14 protein-coding genes are annotated in these 15,566 nt (G+C 68.2%); 7 read left to right on the top strand and 7 right to left on the bottom strand.

Annotated features, from left to right (window positions below):
* Positions 1-2: 2 nt before the first annotated feature.
* Entirely contained in the window at positions 3-533 is a 531-nt protein-coding gene (locus ACVCMI_RS15705; protein ID WP_447098184.1) for a tetratricopeptide repeat protein, read from the top strand.
* A gap of 19 nt (positions 534-552) precedes the next feature.
* On the opposite strand, the gene ACVCMI_RS15700 is transcribed toward ACVCMI_RS15705, so the two are convergent.
* Positions 553-942, bottom strand: coding sequence for an MAPEG family protein (locus tag ACVCMI_RS15700; RefSeq protein ID WP_395120064.1), 390 nt, complete (start codon positions 940-942; stop codon positions 553-555).
* A gap of 68 nt (positions 943-1,010) precedes the next feature.
* Complete coding sequence (locus ACVCMI_RS15695; RefSeq protein WP_395120063.1) at positions 1,011-1,559, bottom strand: redoxin domain-containing protein; 549 nt, start codon at positions 1,557-1,559, stop codon at positions 1,011-1,013.
* A gap of 109 nt (positions 1,560-1,668) precedes the next feature.
* Here ACVCMI_RS15695 and ACVCMI_RS15690 point away from each other — a divergent pair, with 109 nt between their 5' ends.
* Positions 1,669-3,609: an ATP-dependent DNA helicase gene (locus ACVCMI_RS15690; RefSeq protein WP_447098185.1), complete on the top strand. Its 1,941-nt coding sequence runs from the start codon at positions 1,669-1,671 to the stop codon at positions 3,607-3,609.
* A gap of 96 nt (positions 3,610-3,705) precedes the next feature.
* Here ACVCMI_RS15690 and ACVCMI_RS15685 read toward each other — a convergent pair whose 3' ends face one another.
* A complete protein-coding gene (locus ACVCMI_RS15685; protein WP_447098186.1) occupies positions 3,706-4,635 on the bottom strand; it encodes a hypothetical protein in 930 nt (309 codons plus the stop codon).
* A 295-nt stretch (positions 4,636-4,930) separates the two neighbouring features.
* Between ACVCMI_RS15685 and ACVCMI_RS15680 the strand changes: the two genes are divergently transcribed.
* From ACVCMI_RS15680 to ACVCMI_RS15670, 3 genes are all read left to right on the top strand, one after another.
* Positions 4,931-5,317, top strand: a complete 387-nt coding sequence (locus ACVCMI_RS15680) for a VOC family protein (protein WP_447098187.1) — start codon at positions 4,931-4,933, stop codon at positions 5,315-5,317.
* Positions 5,318-5,414: 97 nt separating this feature from the next.
* Positions 5,415-6,038, top strand: coding sequence for a glutathione S-transferase family protein (locus ACVCMI_RS15675; RefSeq protein ID WP_447098188.1), 624 nt, complete (start codon positions 5,415-5,417; stop codon positions 6,036-6,038).
* A gap of 102 nt (positions 6,039-6,140) precedes the next feature.
* Positions 6,141-6,551, top strand: a complete 411-nt coding sequence (locus tag ACVCMI_RS15670) for a nuclear transport factor 2 family protein (protein ID WP_447098189.1) — start codon at positions 6,141-6,143, stop codon at positions 6,549-6,551.
* A 96-nt stretch (positions 6,552-6,647) separates the two neighbouring features.
* Here ACVCMI_RS15670 and dmeF read toward each other — a convergent pair whose 3' ends face one another.
* Positions 6,648-7,586, bottom strand: coding sequence for a CDF family Co(II)/Ni(II) efflux transporter DmeF (gene dmeF / locus ACVCMI_RS15665; protein ID WP_447099529.1), 939 nt, complete (start codon positions 7,584-7,586; stop codon positions 6,648-6,650).
* A gap of 54 nt (positions 7,587-7,640) precedes the next feature.
* Here dmeF and ACVCMI_RS15660 point away from each other — a divergent pair, with 54 nt between their 5' ends.
* Entirely contained in the window at positions 7,641-7,910 is a 270-nt protein-coding gene (locus tag ACVCMI_RS15660) for a metal/formaldehyde-sensitive transcriptional repressor (protein ID WP_395120057.1), read from the top strand.
* A gap of 317 nt (positions 7,911-8,227) precedes the next feature.
* A complete protein-coding gene (locus ACVCMI_RS15655; protein ID WP_447098190.1) occupies positions 8,228-9,859 on the top strand; it encodes a S53 family peptidase in 1,632 nt (543 codons plus the stop codon).
* 105 nt (positions 9,860-9,964) lie between these two features.
* Here the strand turns inward: ACVCMI_RS15655 and ACVCMI_RS15650 are convergent, their stop codons facing one another.
* The 3 genes from ACVCMI_RS15650 to ACVCMI_RS15640 all read right to left on the bottom strand — a co-directional run bounded on the left by ACVCMI_RS15650 (position 9,965) and on the right by ACVCMI_RS15640 (position 15,139).
* Positions 9,965-11,131 (bottom strand): hypothetical protein, encoded by a 1,167-nt coding sequence (locus ACVCMI_RS15650; RefSeq protein WP_447098191.1) that lies wholly within the window; start codon positions 11,129-11,131, stop codon positions 9,965-9,967.
* Positions 11,132-11,338: 207 nt separating this feature from the next.
* Complete coding sequence (locus ACVCMI_RS15645) at positions 11,339-12,583, bottom strand: MFS transporter (protein WP_447098192.1); 1,245 nt, start codon at positions 12,581-12,583, stop codon at positions 11,339-11,341.
* A gap of 342 nt (positions 12,584-12,925) precedes the next feature.
* Positions 12,926-15,139: a hypothetical protein gene (locus ACVCMI_RS15640; RefSeq protein WP_447098193.1), complete on the bottom strand. Its 2,214-nt coding sequence runs from the start codon at positions 15,137-15,139 to the stop codon at positions 12,926-12,928.
* Positions 15,140-15,566 lie beyond the last annotated feature (427 nt).

The raw sequence follows: 15,566 nt of genomic DNA, 5'->3' as shown, positions 1-15,566 counted from the left end.
CCATGCCCATGACTTCCCGACGCCTCGCGCCGCTGCTGCTGTCGGCGCTGCTTGCCACCCTGGCCGGCTGCAGCTTGTTTCGTTCCGCGCCGGCACCAGCGCCGGCGGCCGTGCCGGAGCATGACGCGGTGGCGGCGATCCGTGCCGCCGGCGCGCACGACGATTCGGTCATCGACGTGAAGCCGCTGCGCGACCCGGCCGTGGATGCGCTGATGGTCCAGGCGGAACAGGACGAACGCAGCGGCAACTACACTGCCGCCGCCGCCACGCTGGACAAGGCGCTGCAGATCAGCCCCGATGCGCCCGACCTGCTGCAGGAGCGCGCCGAGATCGCGATCCGGCTGAAGAATTTCGTGCGCGCCGAAAAGCTGGCGCACAAGTCGTGGACGCTGGGCCCGCGCCTTGGTCCGCTGTGCGCGCGCAACTGGCAGACCATCGTCGAGACCCGCTTGCAGGCGAACGACACGGTCGGCGCGTCGACCGCGCGCAAGTGGGTGCAGCAGTGCCGCAAGGCGGGTGTGCCCCGGTATTGAGCGGCGGGGCCCCGGCCGCTCAGAGCAGCGCCACCAGCAACAACACGATGCCGGCGAGGCTCACCGCCCAGACCAGCGTGCGCAGGTAGGGAATGCCGGCGGCATACACCGGCACGTAGAGCACGCGTGCCCAGAAATAAAGTTGCGCACCGAGCACGGTGAGCGGGTCGTGCTGCTGCATCACCTGCGCGGCCAGCACCGCGGCGGCGAACAGCGGAAAGGTTTCCAGGAAGTTCGCGCGGGCACGATCGAGTCGTCCGCCGACGCCGGTCAGCGGCGGCTTCACCTCGTCGCGCGCGCTGGCGATCCAGCCGAGCCCGCGCTGGCCGATCGAACAGCTCGCCGCCAGGGCGATCTGCACCAGCCCCAGCACCACACTCCACAGCAGCATGCAAAGTTCGGTCGTCACGACGCACTCCTCCGGCGATGGTGGGCGCATGGTGAATCCAGCCGCGGCTTCTCGCCAGTGGCCCCGGGCTACGCCGCGCGGCGGCTGCGATCCTGCCGCAGCAGGCTTTCGACCCGCTGCAGCGGAATCCGGTCGCCGGCGTCGCGGCCGTAGTAGGCCTCCACGATGCGGCCGCGGCCGTCGATCAGGAAATCCGCCGGCATCAGGTTGCCGGTGTTGAGGCCGGCGAAACCGACCAGGCGCAGGCCGCGGATCAGGGTCGGCACCCGCGTCACGATCGCCTTGAACTTGCGCCACAGCGAACGCTCGATGCCGTAGACCTCGTGCGCACGCGAGGTGGGATCGGCCGCCAGCGGAAACGGCCGCGGGCGGTGGCCGGCGAAGCGCAGCACCTCGGCTTGCGAGGCGCTGAACACCGCCACCACGTCCAGCCCGCGCTCGGACAATTCCTGGTGCCGCTGGGTCAGCTCGTAGATGCGGAAATTGCAGAACGGGCAGGCCGCATCACGGAAAAACGAGAGCAGGGTAAGCCGACCGGGTTGGCTGGTCGCGATGGCCTGGCCGTGGATGTCGACCAGGTCGAGTACGGGTGCGGTTTCGGGTGCGAACAGTCTCACGGCTGCCTCCTTGGAGTGGCGGGCGGGTGGCATGCCAGTGGATGCGCCGGCCACCGTCGCGGTTCCCGCGCCGCTTTGTCGACGGCGGTCGCTCGGCCATAATCGGCGGATGATCGCTCCCGACGACACCGTGTCCGACGACGACGTCGGCGCCTTGCTCGGTGCCGACGGCCCGTTCGCCCGCGAGCTGCCGAACTTCGCGCCGCGGCTGGCCCAGCAGGCGATGGCGCGGGCAGTGCAGCAGGCCATCGCCGGGCGCGACACGCTGGTTGCCGAGGCCGGCACCGGCACCGGCAAGACCTACGCCTACCTGGTGCCGGCACTGCTGTCGGGCGAGCGCGTGATCATCTCCACCGGCACCAAGTCGCTGCAGGACCAGCTGTACTTCCGTGACCTGCCGAAGGTGCGCTCGGTGCTGGGCGCACGCCTGAAGACGGCGCTGCTGAAGGGTCGCGCGAATTATCTCTGCCTGTACCGGCTCGACCAGACCGTGCGCGATGGCGGCAGCCTGGCGCCGGCGCAGGCCGCGCAGCTGGCCGCGATCCGCGCCTGGTCGGCGCGCACCCGCCGTGGCGACCGCATGGAACTGGCCGAGGTGCCGGAGGAGTCGCCGCTGTGGCCACGCGTCACCTCCACCGCGGAAAACTGCCTCGGCGTCGAGTGCCCTTTCTACGACGACTGCCACGTGTTCAAGGCACGCCGCGAGGCGATGGAGGCGGACGTGGTGGTGGTCAACCATCACCTGCTGTTCGCCGACCTGGCGCTGAAGCAGGAAGGCTTCGGCGAGATCCTGCCCGGCGCGACGGCCTTCATCCTCGACGAGGCGCACCAGATTCCCGAACTCGCCGGCCAGTTCTTCTCGCAGAGCGTCAGCGCGCGCCAGCTGACCGACATGGCGCAGGACACGCTGACCGAATGCAGCGGTATCACCGGCGCGATCGGCCTGCTGCTGGAACCGGTCGAGGCATTGCAGAACGCGCTGCGCAAGCTGCGCCTGGCGCTGGAGCCGCTGCCCTCGCGCGGCGCCTTCGCGCTGCTGGAGGATCGCGCCGAGGTGCGCGCCGCACTGCACGAACTGGGCGAACTGCTGGCCACGCTGGCCGAGCTGCTCGCCTCGCAGGCCGAGCGCTCGCGTGGCTTCGCCAACCTGCACGAACGCGCCGCGCTGTTCGGCGGGCGGCTGGAGCGCATCATCGAGACGCATGGCGACCAGGACGTGCGCTGGTACGAAACCTTCCCGCGCGGCTTCGCGCTGTACGCCACGCCGCTGGATCTCGCCGCGCCGATGCGCGGCCTGCGCGAACGCACCCAGGCGGCGTGGATCCACACCTCGGCCACGCTGTCGGTGGCCGGCAACTTCGACCACTTCGCGCGCCAGCTCGGCCTGGACGAGCCGCAGACACTGTGCCTGGACAGCCCGTTCGATTACGCGCACCAGGCGCTGTGCTACCTGCCCGCTGGCCTTCCCGACCCGAACGCACGCGACTACACCGAGCAGGTGATCGAGGCGGTGCTGCCGGTGCTGCAGGCCTCCAACGGCCGTGCCTTCCTGCTGTTCACCTCGCACCGCGCACTGCGCCGCGCCGCCGAGCTGCTGCAGGACAAGGTGCCGTGGCCGCTGTTCGTGCAGGGCAGCGCGCCGCGGCCGCGACTGCTGGAGGAGTTCCGCGCCAGCGGGCACGGCGTGCTGCTCGGTGCGGCCAGTTTCTGGGAAGGCGTCGACGTGGTCGGCGAGGCGCTCAGCGTGGTGGTGATCGACAAGCTGCCGTTCGCCGCGCCCGACGATCCGGTGCTGATGGCGCGCCTCGCCGCGCTGGAACAATCCGGCATCAATCCGTTCATGGGCTGGCAGGTGCCCAGCGCCGTGATCGCGCTGAAGCAGGGCGCCGGCCGCCTGATCCGCAGCGTGCACGACCGCGGCGTGCTGGTGCTGTGCGACCCGCGCCTCACCAGCAAGGGCTACGGCAAGCTGTTCCTCGCCAGCGTGCCGCCGATGCCGCGCACGCGCGAGCTGGCGGACGTGCAGGCCTTCTTCGACCTGCCGTCGTAGGGCTGCGCCGCCCGCCAGCCTTTGCTTCACAGACCCGGCCGAAGACCCGCGCTGGCTGCCGGCACGCCCTGACAGCCGCCGTGTTGCCCCGGGCAGCTACGGATTCGGATATGGCAGGGTTCGAGGCACGACCTTGAGGGAAAAGTCGATGTAGCGATGCTCGGCCGGTACCGTGTTGTGGCCGACCCACTCGCCGCTGCGGGTCCACACGGACTCGTCCGGACTGATCGTCATGCCGCCGGCGGGCAGACCCTGCGTCATCTGGTCGGGCCGGTTGCGCGGGCCATCGCAGAGCGTCAGCGAATGATTGATGAACTCGGATTCGCCGGTGTCGTAGGTTCTGACGGCAAAGGCCGAATAGACGCTGCCTTCCAGCGACTCCGGCGACCTCTCCTCATGCTTGCGAGTGCCATCGGTGCTTGCGACATCGAGAGTCCAGTTGCCGGACATCGGCGCATCAAAACCCACTTCAATGCAGGTGCCGTCGCCGTCCGGCATGGTTTCATCGCGGGTCGGGACGGACAGCGTGACCCCCCGCAGCTTGCCGCTGGCCTGCACGGTTTCCTTCGTGGTGATGGTTTCGCCGTGTACCACGGCACGCCCGGTGCGCAGGCCCTTCAGGCTCACCGTGCCGGACGCAGGGGCGGGAAAGGGAGGCAGTTCCTCTTCGCGCGCTGGATGGAACATGTACTGGTTGTAGCCGAACTCCTTCCATGTACAGGCGAGCAGGTCTGCGGAGCCTTGGACGAGCGCGTGCATTTCGGTTCGATTGCTTGCGGTGCCGTCGTTGTCGTTGAATTCGTCGAGGTAGTCGACGCGGTAGCGCAATTCCACGTGCACCTGGATCAGGCGCGCAAAGGGAACAAGCGCACCGGTTTCGGCATCGACCGAACTGCAGGCTTCCGACAGGTCAGGGCTGTTGGCGGGGTTTGCCGGTGGTGCTTCCCCGGCATCCTGCGGTTGCATGCACGCGGCGAGGGGAACGGCGAGCAGGATTGCCAGCGTGACGAGCTTGTTGCGTTTCATCCGATTCCATTCGTACCGAGGTCGAGGCGGGCGGCGCAGATGATACGGGAACAGGGCGCGGCTCGTTGACCCGCATTTCGCGAACCGGCAGTCAGGATGCAGACCTGAGCCGGCGGCGGCTTGAGGTTCTCCGGAACAGGAACAAGGGGACGAAGGCAATGAGAGCTCCTTGTCCTGTCCTAGTTGATACTCCCCCCCTTATCTGCATGGCCGGGGAGCGGCGGGCAGCGCCCGCCCTGCACGTGACGCGCCGGTATACGATGGGCCGGAACATCCGACGCGACAGGACAACGACATGGCCAAGGTCACCGGACTGGGCGGCATCTTCTTCAAGTCGCGCGATCCCGCCGCGCTCGCGGCGTGGTACGCGAAACATCTCGGCCTGGATGCCGAGGCATGGGGCGGCGTGCGCTTCGACGAGGACGAACAGCGGCCCGGCTACACGCTGTGGTCGCCGTTCGCGGCCGACACCAGCTACTTCGGCGCGGGCCCGCAGTCGTACATGATCAACTTCCGCGTCGACGACCTCGACGCGCTGCTGGCGCAATTGCGCGCCGATGGCGTCCAGGTGGACGAGCGCGTCGACGAAAGCGAGTTCGGCCGCTTCGGCTGGATCACCGATCCCGAAGGCACCCGCATCGAACTGTGGCAACCGCCGGCCCAGGCCCCGACGGCGGCTTGAAGTTCGCCGCTGCCGCCGGCATCTGGACAGGACGTGCTGCTGCACGCCATTCCGCCGCGTCTGCCACGCGGCATCCGCTTCACCCAAGGAGACATCCATGAAGCTTTACAGTTTTTCCGGCTCGTGCGCGCTGGGCGCCAACATCGTGCTCGAATGGATCGGCCAGCCCTACGAATTGCAACTGCTGCAGAAGAATGATCTGGCGAGCCCGGCGATCCGCGCATTGAACCCGAACGGCCAGGTGCCGATCCTCGTCGACGACGGCTGGGCGCTCAACGAGAACGCCGCCATCCTCAACTACCTTGCCGACAAGTTCCCCGCCGCAAAGCTGGGCGGCGAACCTACTCCGCGCGGCCGCGCCGAGGTGAACCGCTGGCTGGCAATGATCAACTCCGACGTGCACCCGGCGTTCAAACCGCTGTTCGGCGCCACCAGCTACCTTGGCGACGAGGCGATGATCGAGAAGAGCAAGGACGCCGCGCGCCAGCAGCTGCGCACCTGGTTCGAGCGGCTGGACAAGCACCTGGAAGGACGCGACTGGCTGGCCGGCGAGCGTTCCATTGCCGACCCCTACCTGTTCGTCACCCTGCGCTGGACCCACGCGGTGAACGTCGACCTTGGCGGCCTCGCCAACTTGCAGGCATTCGAGCGACGCATGCGCGCCGACCCCGGCGTGCAGCGCGCGCTCAAGATGCAGAAGCTCGACCAGACGCACGCTTGACCGCACCACAGCGGCAAGGCCGCCACGCGCGACCTTGCCGTGGAACGGCGGACGCAGGCGGCGATACCATCAGCCGACCTTTCGCGCAGGAACAGTCCGCCGATGCATCCTTCGGCCGAACCCGAACCCGAACCCGATCCCGTCACGCCGCCGGAACTGCTGGGTGTGCTGCAGGCCCTGCGCAAGCGCGAGCCGATCTTCCATCGCCCCGAGTTCGGTCGCACGCGCGCCGACTTCGAACGCATGACCGCTGCCGACTTTTTCGAGATCGGCGCCTCCGGCCAGTGCTACAGCCGCGCCTGCGTGCTCGACGTGCTGGAACACCGCACCCCCGATCCCGCCGAACACAGCTGGATCACCCGCGACTTCCACTGCCGCGAACTCGGCGCGCACACCTACCTGCTCAGCTACACGCTGGAACAGGGCGAGCGCGTCAGCCGGCGCAGCACGATCTGGCGACGCGACGGCGACGACTGGGTCATCGTGTTTCACCAGGGGACGCTGGTCGCGTAGCCGCGACCGGCGCCATCGATTCGGCGCGCCCGGGTAGCGGCTGCCCAGGCGGGCGCGTCATACCGACGTTGTGGCGAGTGCGAGATCAGAGCGTCACTAGGCCACCGCGACCTCGACAGTCACGTGCACCAGTTCCTCGTGCACGGCCAACTGCCGGCGGACTTCCTCGGCGCTGATCGCCGAGGTGGCCACCAGGCCGAGGATGCAGGCGTAGCTGTCGCGGCCGACGCGCCAGACGTGCAGGTCGCTGACCGCCGCCGTGGCGAACTGATCGCGCACCACGTCGCGGATTTCATCGACCACCGGCTGGTCCATCTCGGCGTCCAGCAGGATCTTGCCGGACTCGCGCAGCAGGCCGAACGCCCAGCGCGCGACCAGGATCGAGCCGACGATGCCCATCACCGGATCGAGCCAGGCAGCACCGTATAGCTTGCCGCCGACCAGCGCGACGATGGCCAGCACGGAAGTTGCCGCGTCCGCGATGACGTGCAGGTAGGCCGCGCGCAGGTTCACGTCATGATGATGGTTGTCGTGCCCGTGGCCGTGATCGTGTCCATGCGCGTGCCCGTGCGCGTGGGGGTGCTCGCCCTTCAGCAGCCATGCGCACAGAAGGTTGACGCCCAGGCCGAGCACTGCGATCAGGATCGCGTCGTCGTAGTGGATCGTGGCGGGCACGAACAGCCTCTCCAGCGACTGCACCATCATCAGCGCGGCAACCACGGCGAGCAGCAGGGCGCTGCTGTAGCCGCCGAGTATCTCGATCTTCCAGGTGCCGAAGGCGAAGCGGCCGTCCTTCGCGTAGCGCCTGGCCAGCGCATAGGCCATCACCGAAAGTCCCATCGCCAGCGCATGCGAACTCATGTGCCAGCCGTCGGCCAGCAGGGCCATCGAGTTCAGCCAGTAGCCGCCCGCGATCTCCACCACCATCATCGCCGCCGTGATGTACACCACGCGCCGAGTGTTGCGCTCCGCCTTGGCGTCGACGTGGTTGAACTGGTGGCTGTGGGTGAATGCGGAGACGTCGGGGGCGGGCATGCTGCGTGCTCTGGTCATATACTCCCCCGCAGTATATGACGAGAGGCAGTCGCCGTGTCGCACATCCAGGAAAACCGCCGGAAGCTGGTCGCCCGCGTGCGCCGCATCAACGGCCAGCTGGCCTCGCTCGAACGCGCCATCGAAGGCGACACGGAATGTGGCGCCGTGCTGCAGCAGCTGGCAGCCGTGCGCGGCGCGGTCAACGGGTTGATCCTGCAGGTGATGGAGGGCCATCTGCGCTCGCACGTGGCCGGCCGCGGCAGCAGCAAACGGCAGGACGAACTCCTCCCGGTACTGGCGGTGTTGCGCAGCTACCTCAAGTAGCGGCGGTGCCTGCAACGGCATTTGCGGGCACCGAAGGACAGACCGTCATCGGCGGGTCTGATGGCCAGGTGCGGCAGGCCGGATTCGACCGCCTCGCCGCCTGTCGCGATTTCATGCGTTTCCGCAAGCTTTTGCGAATCAACCACTTGCATGCGTTTTTTTGACGGCTGCACGGATTATTCGCCCCCCCCGCGTGTTAGCGTCGAGGACTGGCGAGGCCAGGGATTCGTTGGGTGGGACCAGGGCCGCGTCACGGGATTCCGATTCGTCAATGACCGGAATTTTTCTGTTCGCACCATCAACCTCGGGGATCAACCATGCAGATGAAGAAGACTTCGCTGTGTCTGGCAATGGGGGCAATCTGGGCGCTGGCGTCCACGGTCGCAGCGGCGGCCGGCGTCGACTCGACGTGGAAGACGACGGCCACGCATGCGCACGTGCCGGCCGCGTCGGTGAACATGAGCAGCCTGGTGGCATCCAGCATGCCGCTGCACGTGCAGGTGACGCTGAAGATCCGGAACAAGGGTGCGCTCGACGATTTCATCGCCGCCGCACACAACCCGGCCAGCCCGCTGTTCCGCGCCAAGCTGCAGTCGAGCGACGTGGCCGCGAACTTCCTGCCGAGCCAGGCGCAGGCGCAGGCCGTGGCCGATTACCTGAGCCAGGCCGGCTTCAGTCACGTCAGCATATCGGCCAACCGCCTGCTGGTTTCGGCGGACGGTACCGCCGGCAATGCGGGGGCCGCGTTCGGCACGCGCTTGGTCAAGGCCACTGACGAGCACGGTCGCGCCGCCTACGCCAACATCGACGACGCCAAGGTGCCGGCGGCACTGGCCGACGTCGTGCTGTCGGTGAGCGGCCTGCAGACGGTGACGCATCCGCACACCATGCTGGCCAAGGCTTCGACGCAGGGACGCGTGGAGAAGGGCCGGCCGGGCGGCGGTGGCGGCGCGACCCTGGTCGGCCACAACCCCACCGCGTTTCCGACCATCTACAACGTGGTCGGCACCCCGACCGCTTCCACGGTCACGGTGGGCATCATCAGCGATGGCGACATGACCCAGCCGCTGAAGGATCTCAACCAGTTCACCAGCACCAACGGCCTGCCGGCAGTGAACACGCAGGTGGTGACGGTGAGCACGCCGGGTACCGACACCAGCGGCACGCCCGAGTGGGATCTGGACAGCCAGGACATCGTCGCGATGTCCGGCGGGGTCGGCAAGCTGATCTTCTACGCGGCCAACTCGCTCTCCAACAGCGATCTCACCGCCGCGTTCAACAAGGCGGTGAGCGACAACCAGGCACAGGTCGTCAACGTCTCGCTCGGCGAATGCGAAACCAGCGCCTACCAGGACGGCTCGATGGCGGCGGATGACCAGATCCTCGCGCTGGGCGTGGCGCAGGGCCAGACGTTCTCCATCTCGACCGGCGACTCCGGCTCGAACGAATGCACCAAGAAGCCGACCGGCACCACGCCGAGCTACCCGGCCAGTTCGCCGTACGTGGTGGCGGTGAGCGGTACGTCGCTGAGCACCGGCGCGTCGAACAGCTGGGTGAGCGAGACACTGTGGAGCGGCGCGGGCGGCAGCCCGAGTACGGTCGAACCGAAACCGAGCTGGCAGACCCAGGGCGGCGGCACTACCCGCGACGTGGCGGATGTGGCCTTCGACGCCGATCCCAACTCCGGTGCGATCATCATCGTCAATGGCAGCAATGCGCAGTACGGCGGCACCAGCCTGGCGGCACCGCTGTTCGCGGCCACCTGGGCCCGCATGCTCGCGGCGCATCCGACGCTGGGCTTCGCCGGGCCGCACCTGTACAGCGTATCCACCGCCAGCTATCACGACGTCACCTCCGGCAGCAATGGCGGTGAGACGGCGACGGTCGGCTGGGACTACGCCAGCGGCTTCGGCAGCGGCATCGTGAGTGCGCTGAACGCGGCCCTGTAAGTTCCGCGAGGCACCTGCGAGGGCGTCCGCCGGGAGGCGGGCGCCCTCGTCGCGTCGGGATGTTTTTGCATTCGAGGGCAGGAGCGCTCGCTCGCCTGCGGCAACTCAGTCGATGTAATCCACCTGAACCCCGGTGCGCCGGCTGAACTGCGCGGCGTTGGTCTGGACGGCGTTGAGGTTGGCGCCGCATTCCCCGCGCGATATGTGCACGGCTCGCACTTGCGCCGGGACCATGCGTACCCGCCGGAAGATGTGTGCCTCGATCAGCAGGTGGTTCTCCGCGCTGTCGGGCCGCGGATTGCCGTTGTGTGCGGAGGCCAGCAAGTCGGCCACCAGGGCTTTGGCGTTGGCCAGGTGGGTCGCGCTGGGGTTGGCCTGGTACTGCGATCGGGTCGCCAGCAGGATGGCGCCGCCGAACGTGTTGAAGCTCACCTGGTAAAGCTTGCCGCGATCGCCCTTCGCCTTGAAGCCGCTGCCGTTGGAGACCGGTGTGAAGGTGTCCATCGCAAAGTAGATCGCGTCCTTCTTGAAGCCGTCGTCCAGCTCGAACACGCTTTTGCCGTACTCGGTATTGGAGCCATGCACTCGGCGGCCGTAGTTCAGCGCCGCAAATACCTGGGAGTCCGCCGCCGCCCCGGGCGCACGCACATGGTTGGGGGAGTAATGCATGGTGGCCGGCGCCGTGGTGCCGCCCTGCTTCTTCACGTGCGGCAGCACCAGGCCGGCAGCGCCCACCTGGGTCTTGCCGTCGGCGAACTGGCCGTACAGCGCGTGACGGTCGGCCTTGGCCCGCACATGGGCCGGGTTTTTCGGGTCCTGGTTGGCGGTCAGCGCCGCATCGGTGGTATGCCGATCCCACATGGTGATGTATTCGTCGAAGCCGGGCCCCGTGCCGAACCAGCCGGTTGCGCTGAAATTGATCGTCAGCGGCGCCTGGTTGGCCAGGTTCTGCAACGGGGTCACCACGTTGGCCTTGAGCTCCTGGAGCAGGTCCGTTCCCAACCCGGCCTCGCTCTTGCCGCCAAGCACGCCGCCGACCTTGCGCACCAGGCCACCGGCGGACTTCACGCCGTTGCGCAGCACCAGCATCGTGCGCCAGCGATCCTTGATCTTCTTTGCCTTGCCGCCGAACGCTTCGCCCCACAGATCCCAGTCGTCGATGAGCTGGAAGACGTCGGCGGCCAATGTATTCGCCGGCCAGTAGCTGTCCACCTGCGTGATTCGACCGCCCACAAAGGTTTGTGCCGCAGCACTGCGCCATTCTCCGCTCATGGAATTTCCCCGGGTCAAGTGACGAAACGGCCATCCCCGCGTGGCGCGGCCGGCCCCCCAATCAGCCCGGCGATGGTACGCCGATGCGAGTTCGGTGCGCACGCGACATGCGCTGCGCGGCCGTCCCGCGGAGCATCCGTCCGGCGGCGCTCGTTGAGCGTCCGGGTGCAGCTTCCATGAGGCGGGACCCCGCTGCTGGCGCGTCGCTCAGTGCGATGCCGGGCGATGCCTGTGCACCTGCCGCGCCACCGGCACCAGCGCCAGCAACGCCATCACGGCAAAACCGGCACCGGCGAGGAAGGTGGCGCGCGAGCCGAACGCGTCCCACAGCGCGCCGGCCACCACGCTGGCTGCCAGCAGGGCCAGCCCGCCGACCAGGTTGAACATGCCGTACGCCGTGCCGCGCAGATCGGCCGGCGCGGCGTCGGCAACCATCGCCGCCAGCAGGCCCTGGGTCATGCCCATGTGCAGTCCCCACAACGCCACGCCCAGCGCCAGCCCCGCCAACCCGCCGACGAAGGCCAGCGCGAGATCGGCCAACACCAGCACCAGCACGCCCAGCGCGAGCAGCGTGCCGTGGTCGAAACGGTCGGCCAGCACGCCGACCGGATAGGACGAGAGCGCATACACCACGTTCAACACCACCAGCACCAGCGGGATCAGCACCAGTCCCAGCCCCAGCTCCTGCGCGCGCAGCACCAGGAAGGCCTCGCTGAAACGGGCCAGGGTGAACACCGCGGCGATCGTCACCACGCCCCAGTACAGCGGCGGCAGACGTGCCAGCTCGGTGCGCGACAACGGCGAACGCGCCCGCCTGCTTTCCCGGTCGCCCGGCGCGTCGCGCACGCCGAACACCACCAGCGCGAACGCGGCAAAGCCCGGCACCACCGCGAACCAGAACACCAGCGGGATGTTGTCGGCGGTCAGCCACATCAACGCGATCGCCAGCCCCGGGCCGAGGAACGCGCCGGTGGTGTCAAGCGACTGGCGCAGACCGAACGAGGCGCCACGCAACTCGGCCGGTGCCAGGTCGGCGATCAGCGCATCGCGCGGCGCGCCACGAATACCCTTGCCGACACGATCCACGAAGCGCGCCGCGACCACCCAGCCGAGCGTGCTCGCCAGCGGAAAGACCGGCTTGGTGCACGCGGCCAGCCCGTAGCCGATCGCCACCAGCAGCTTGCGCCGGCCGAGCCAGTCCGACAGCGCGCCGGAGAACACCTTGGTGATCGCCGCGGTGGATTCGGCGATGCCCTCGATCACGCCGACCGCGAGCGCCGAGGCACCAAGCGCGCCGACCAGGTACACCGGCAGCAGCGCGTGGATCATCTCCGAGGAGGTGTCCATCAGCATGGAGACCATGCCCAGTGCCCAGATGCCGGCCGGAATCCGGCGCAGCGCGGACGGCGTCTTCGCCGCGGCGTGGCGGGGTGCTTCCGGCTGCAGGCTCATCGCGGCGCCTCCTGGGAACTCGCGGGCGGCTCAAGCCGCCCGACGCCCGGGCAGGGTATAGCCGAAAGCGTGGCCGTGCTTGCCAGGCCGAGGCTCGCGGTCCGCAGGCAAGGGTTTTCGCCTGCAGGGGCGGCCGGGTCGCCTTCTATCCGGTATGGCCGGGAGAGGTTGCCGTCGCGTCGCGGCAGCGGCGCGAAATGGCAAAGCCGGCCTGAAGGGTGGCGGGCCGGACGTCTGGAGCGAAAAGAAGGCTGCGCGCCAGGCGCTTGCCGATATCGCGCAAGTACCTTGTGCGCAGCCACAACGGCGGCATCCATGCCGTTGCCTCCATTTGGCCTGCCGTCAGCTGGTGATCTCCAGTGCGAACGAGGCCGTCTCCGCATAGTCGTAACCCTGGATGCGGCCGCTGCCGGTGAAGTGCTTGGCGTACACGTGCAGGGTCACGCTGAAGGTGCACTTGCTCAGCACGACGCTGGGCACCTGCGTGGTGTCGGTCAGCATGGTCTGGAACGTCTCGCTGCCGGAGGACACCGCGCCGCCGGTCTCGCCGACGTCGGTATGGTTGTTGCCGCCCGACGGTGCCGGGCCGAGCGCACCGCTGTTGCCGTTCAGGCCTCGCTGCCAGCCGATGCCGTAGTGCCACATGAACGAATTGCCGTCGCCGTTGCCGGCGTGCTCGACGCCGTGCAGGTGGTAGGCGCGGAAGCCGATGGCGAAGGTGCTCGCCGCCGGGCCCGTCATGAACTGGCACTGGCTGGTGTTGGCGACGCCGTTCTTGCGCAGGTCGACAATGTCGCCGCCCACCGGCGTGTTGTCCACCCAGAACACGTGCGCCGCGTCGGCGAACGGCACCGGGTCGGTATCCACCGCGGACATCCAGCGGCGGAATTCGAACGGTTGCGCCGTGCCCGGCCCGCTTGCGCCGTTCGGCTTCACCCGGTTGCCGGCGGCATCGAACACTTCGATGACCAGCATGTACTTGCCGTCGGGGAACTGGCTTTGCGCCGTGTTCCAGCCCTGGTGGAACTGCCCGCTCAGGTAGCGGTGGTCGGGAGAGCTCCAGTACGGCACCTTGAACAGGTCGCTTTCCGCGCCGACGGTGGCCGGGCCCAGCAGTTCCGGTGCGCGCACCACGTCGCCGGGAATGTCCACCAGCTTGTCCCAGGTGACCGAGTCGTTCAGCACGATCGGCGCACCGACCGGCGTGCCGGCATCGCTCAGCGCAAACACCTTCAGCCGGTAGTACTTCACGAGCGGCTCCAGCTCCGGCGAGAACCACAGGCGCAGGCCCAGCCCGCCGCCCCACGGGCAGTCCGGCGCGTACGAGGTGGTGAAGGTGCCGTCGTCGGCATCCAGCGCGCCGACTTGCGACACCCCGGTCTGCACCGGGAAGTTGAAGTGGAAGCTGCCATAGCTGCCGACGTGCTCCAGCATCACGAACGGCAGGTTGCCGTTCGGCGGCGGCTCGCCCGGGCCGTCGGCGCAGACGCGCGCCTGCGGATCGTAGCTGTGGATGTCCGCCGTGCTGCCGGCGGCGAAATACTGGTGTGCAGCCAGCCCGTCGTAGACGACGTGCCAGGCGCCGTTGATCATCTGCCGCACGCGGTAGGCGTAGGTCGTGACGCAATGCTCGCGCGCCAGGTGGAACGGCGGGCGCAGGTAGCACAGGTCGAAACGGCCACCAGGCTGGATCATCGTCTCGCCGACCTTGCGCACCGAACAGTGGCAGAAGATCGGGTACAGGTACGGGCGCGCCAGCACGTACTCGCGCGCCGCATCTTCCGGCATCGCACGCAGCGCCAGGAAATCCTGGTGCAGGTTTTCCGGTGGCGTGGCGGCAAGATCGAACGCCGCCTTGCGCTGCTGGATGTCGCGCGCCGCGGCACGCAGCGAGCGCGGGTCGAAGGGCGCCGGGTCCGGCCCGGGGATCGGGTCGGGGATCGGGTCCGGCAGCGGTATCGGCAGCACCGCGAGAATCTCGCGCAACCGGTCCAGCAGGTCCGGGATGCGGAACCAGCGGCAACAGCATTCGCGTTCGTAGATCTCCACGACGCCGTCGCACAATGTCTCGCAACGCAGCGGGAAGCGCAGATGCGGGCGCAGCTCCGCAGTGATCGGCTTGATGCGCGCGACCTGGGCCAGCGCATACATCGGCTGCAGCCGGATATCGTCGAGCAGGTCCCAGAACCACGGCCGGCATTTGCTCACGGTGCCGCTGACGCACTGGAAACGGAAGTGGAAGCGGTTCCAGATATCCGGCCCCAGCACCAGTCCCTGCTTGCGCCACAGGTCGACCTGCTGCGCCACGCGGTAGCGCGCCAGGCTGTCCGTCGGCAGCGTCCTGAAATCCTCGACGTCCGGTCCGAACGCGATCGCGCTGGCCTCGCCCGGGTCCAGCCGCAACAGCTTGCCGTCGTAACTGCCCAGCTTCCTGATCGGGCGGCCGCTGACGTCCACCTTGTACGCCGCAAAGCGCGGCGGCTGCTGTCCATCATCGAGTCCGACAAAGGTGACTGTCAGATCCAGCGGTTTTTCCTTTTCGTTGCGACTGGCCATCGTGATCTCCGTGAAGCCTTGGCTGAAGACAGGTGTGTGGTGGCGCCCGTCCCGCGGCATCGGTGCGATCGCGACGCGCGGAACGGCGATGGCCGGCATCGGATTCGCGATGCCGCCATGACGATGGATGAGCAAGCCGTGTGCCACGGCCTTGCATGCCGCGCGGGCGCGCCGCGCCTGCGCCGCGACGCCGCACGGCGCGGGCGCATGGGGCAGGGGTGACCCGGTTTCGATATGCGCTGGGTGGCGCGTCACCCGCGCGATACGCGCGATGACTGCACGGGGTTGTGCCCCGCGGGTTCGGCTTCAGGCACGTCATCCACGCGCTGGAAACACAAACCGTCTACCCTAGGTTGCGCGTGCGCGAAGACATGGCGCACGCGCTGGAGCAGCATGGATTTGCGAGGCGCCTGCCGAGGCCCATGCA

Source organism: Rhodanobacter sp. UC4448_H15 (assembly GCF_052978265.1).
The sequence above is the reverse complement of the archived record's forward strand: the minus strand, read 5'-3'. Positions and strand labels throughout refer to the sequence as shown.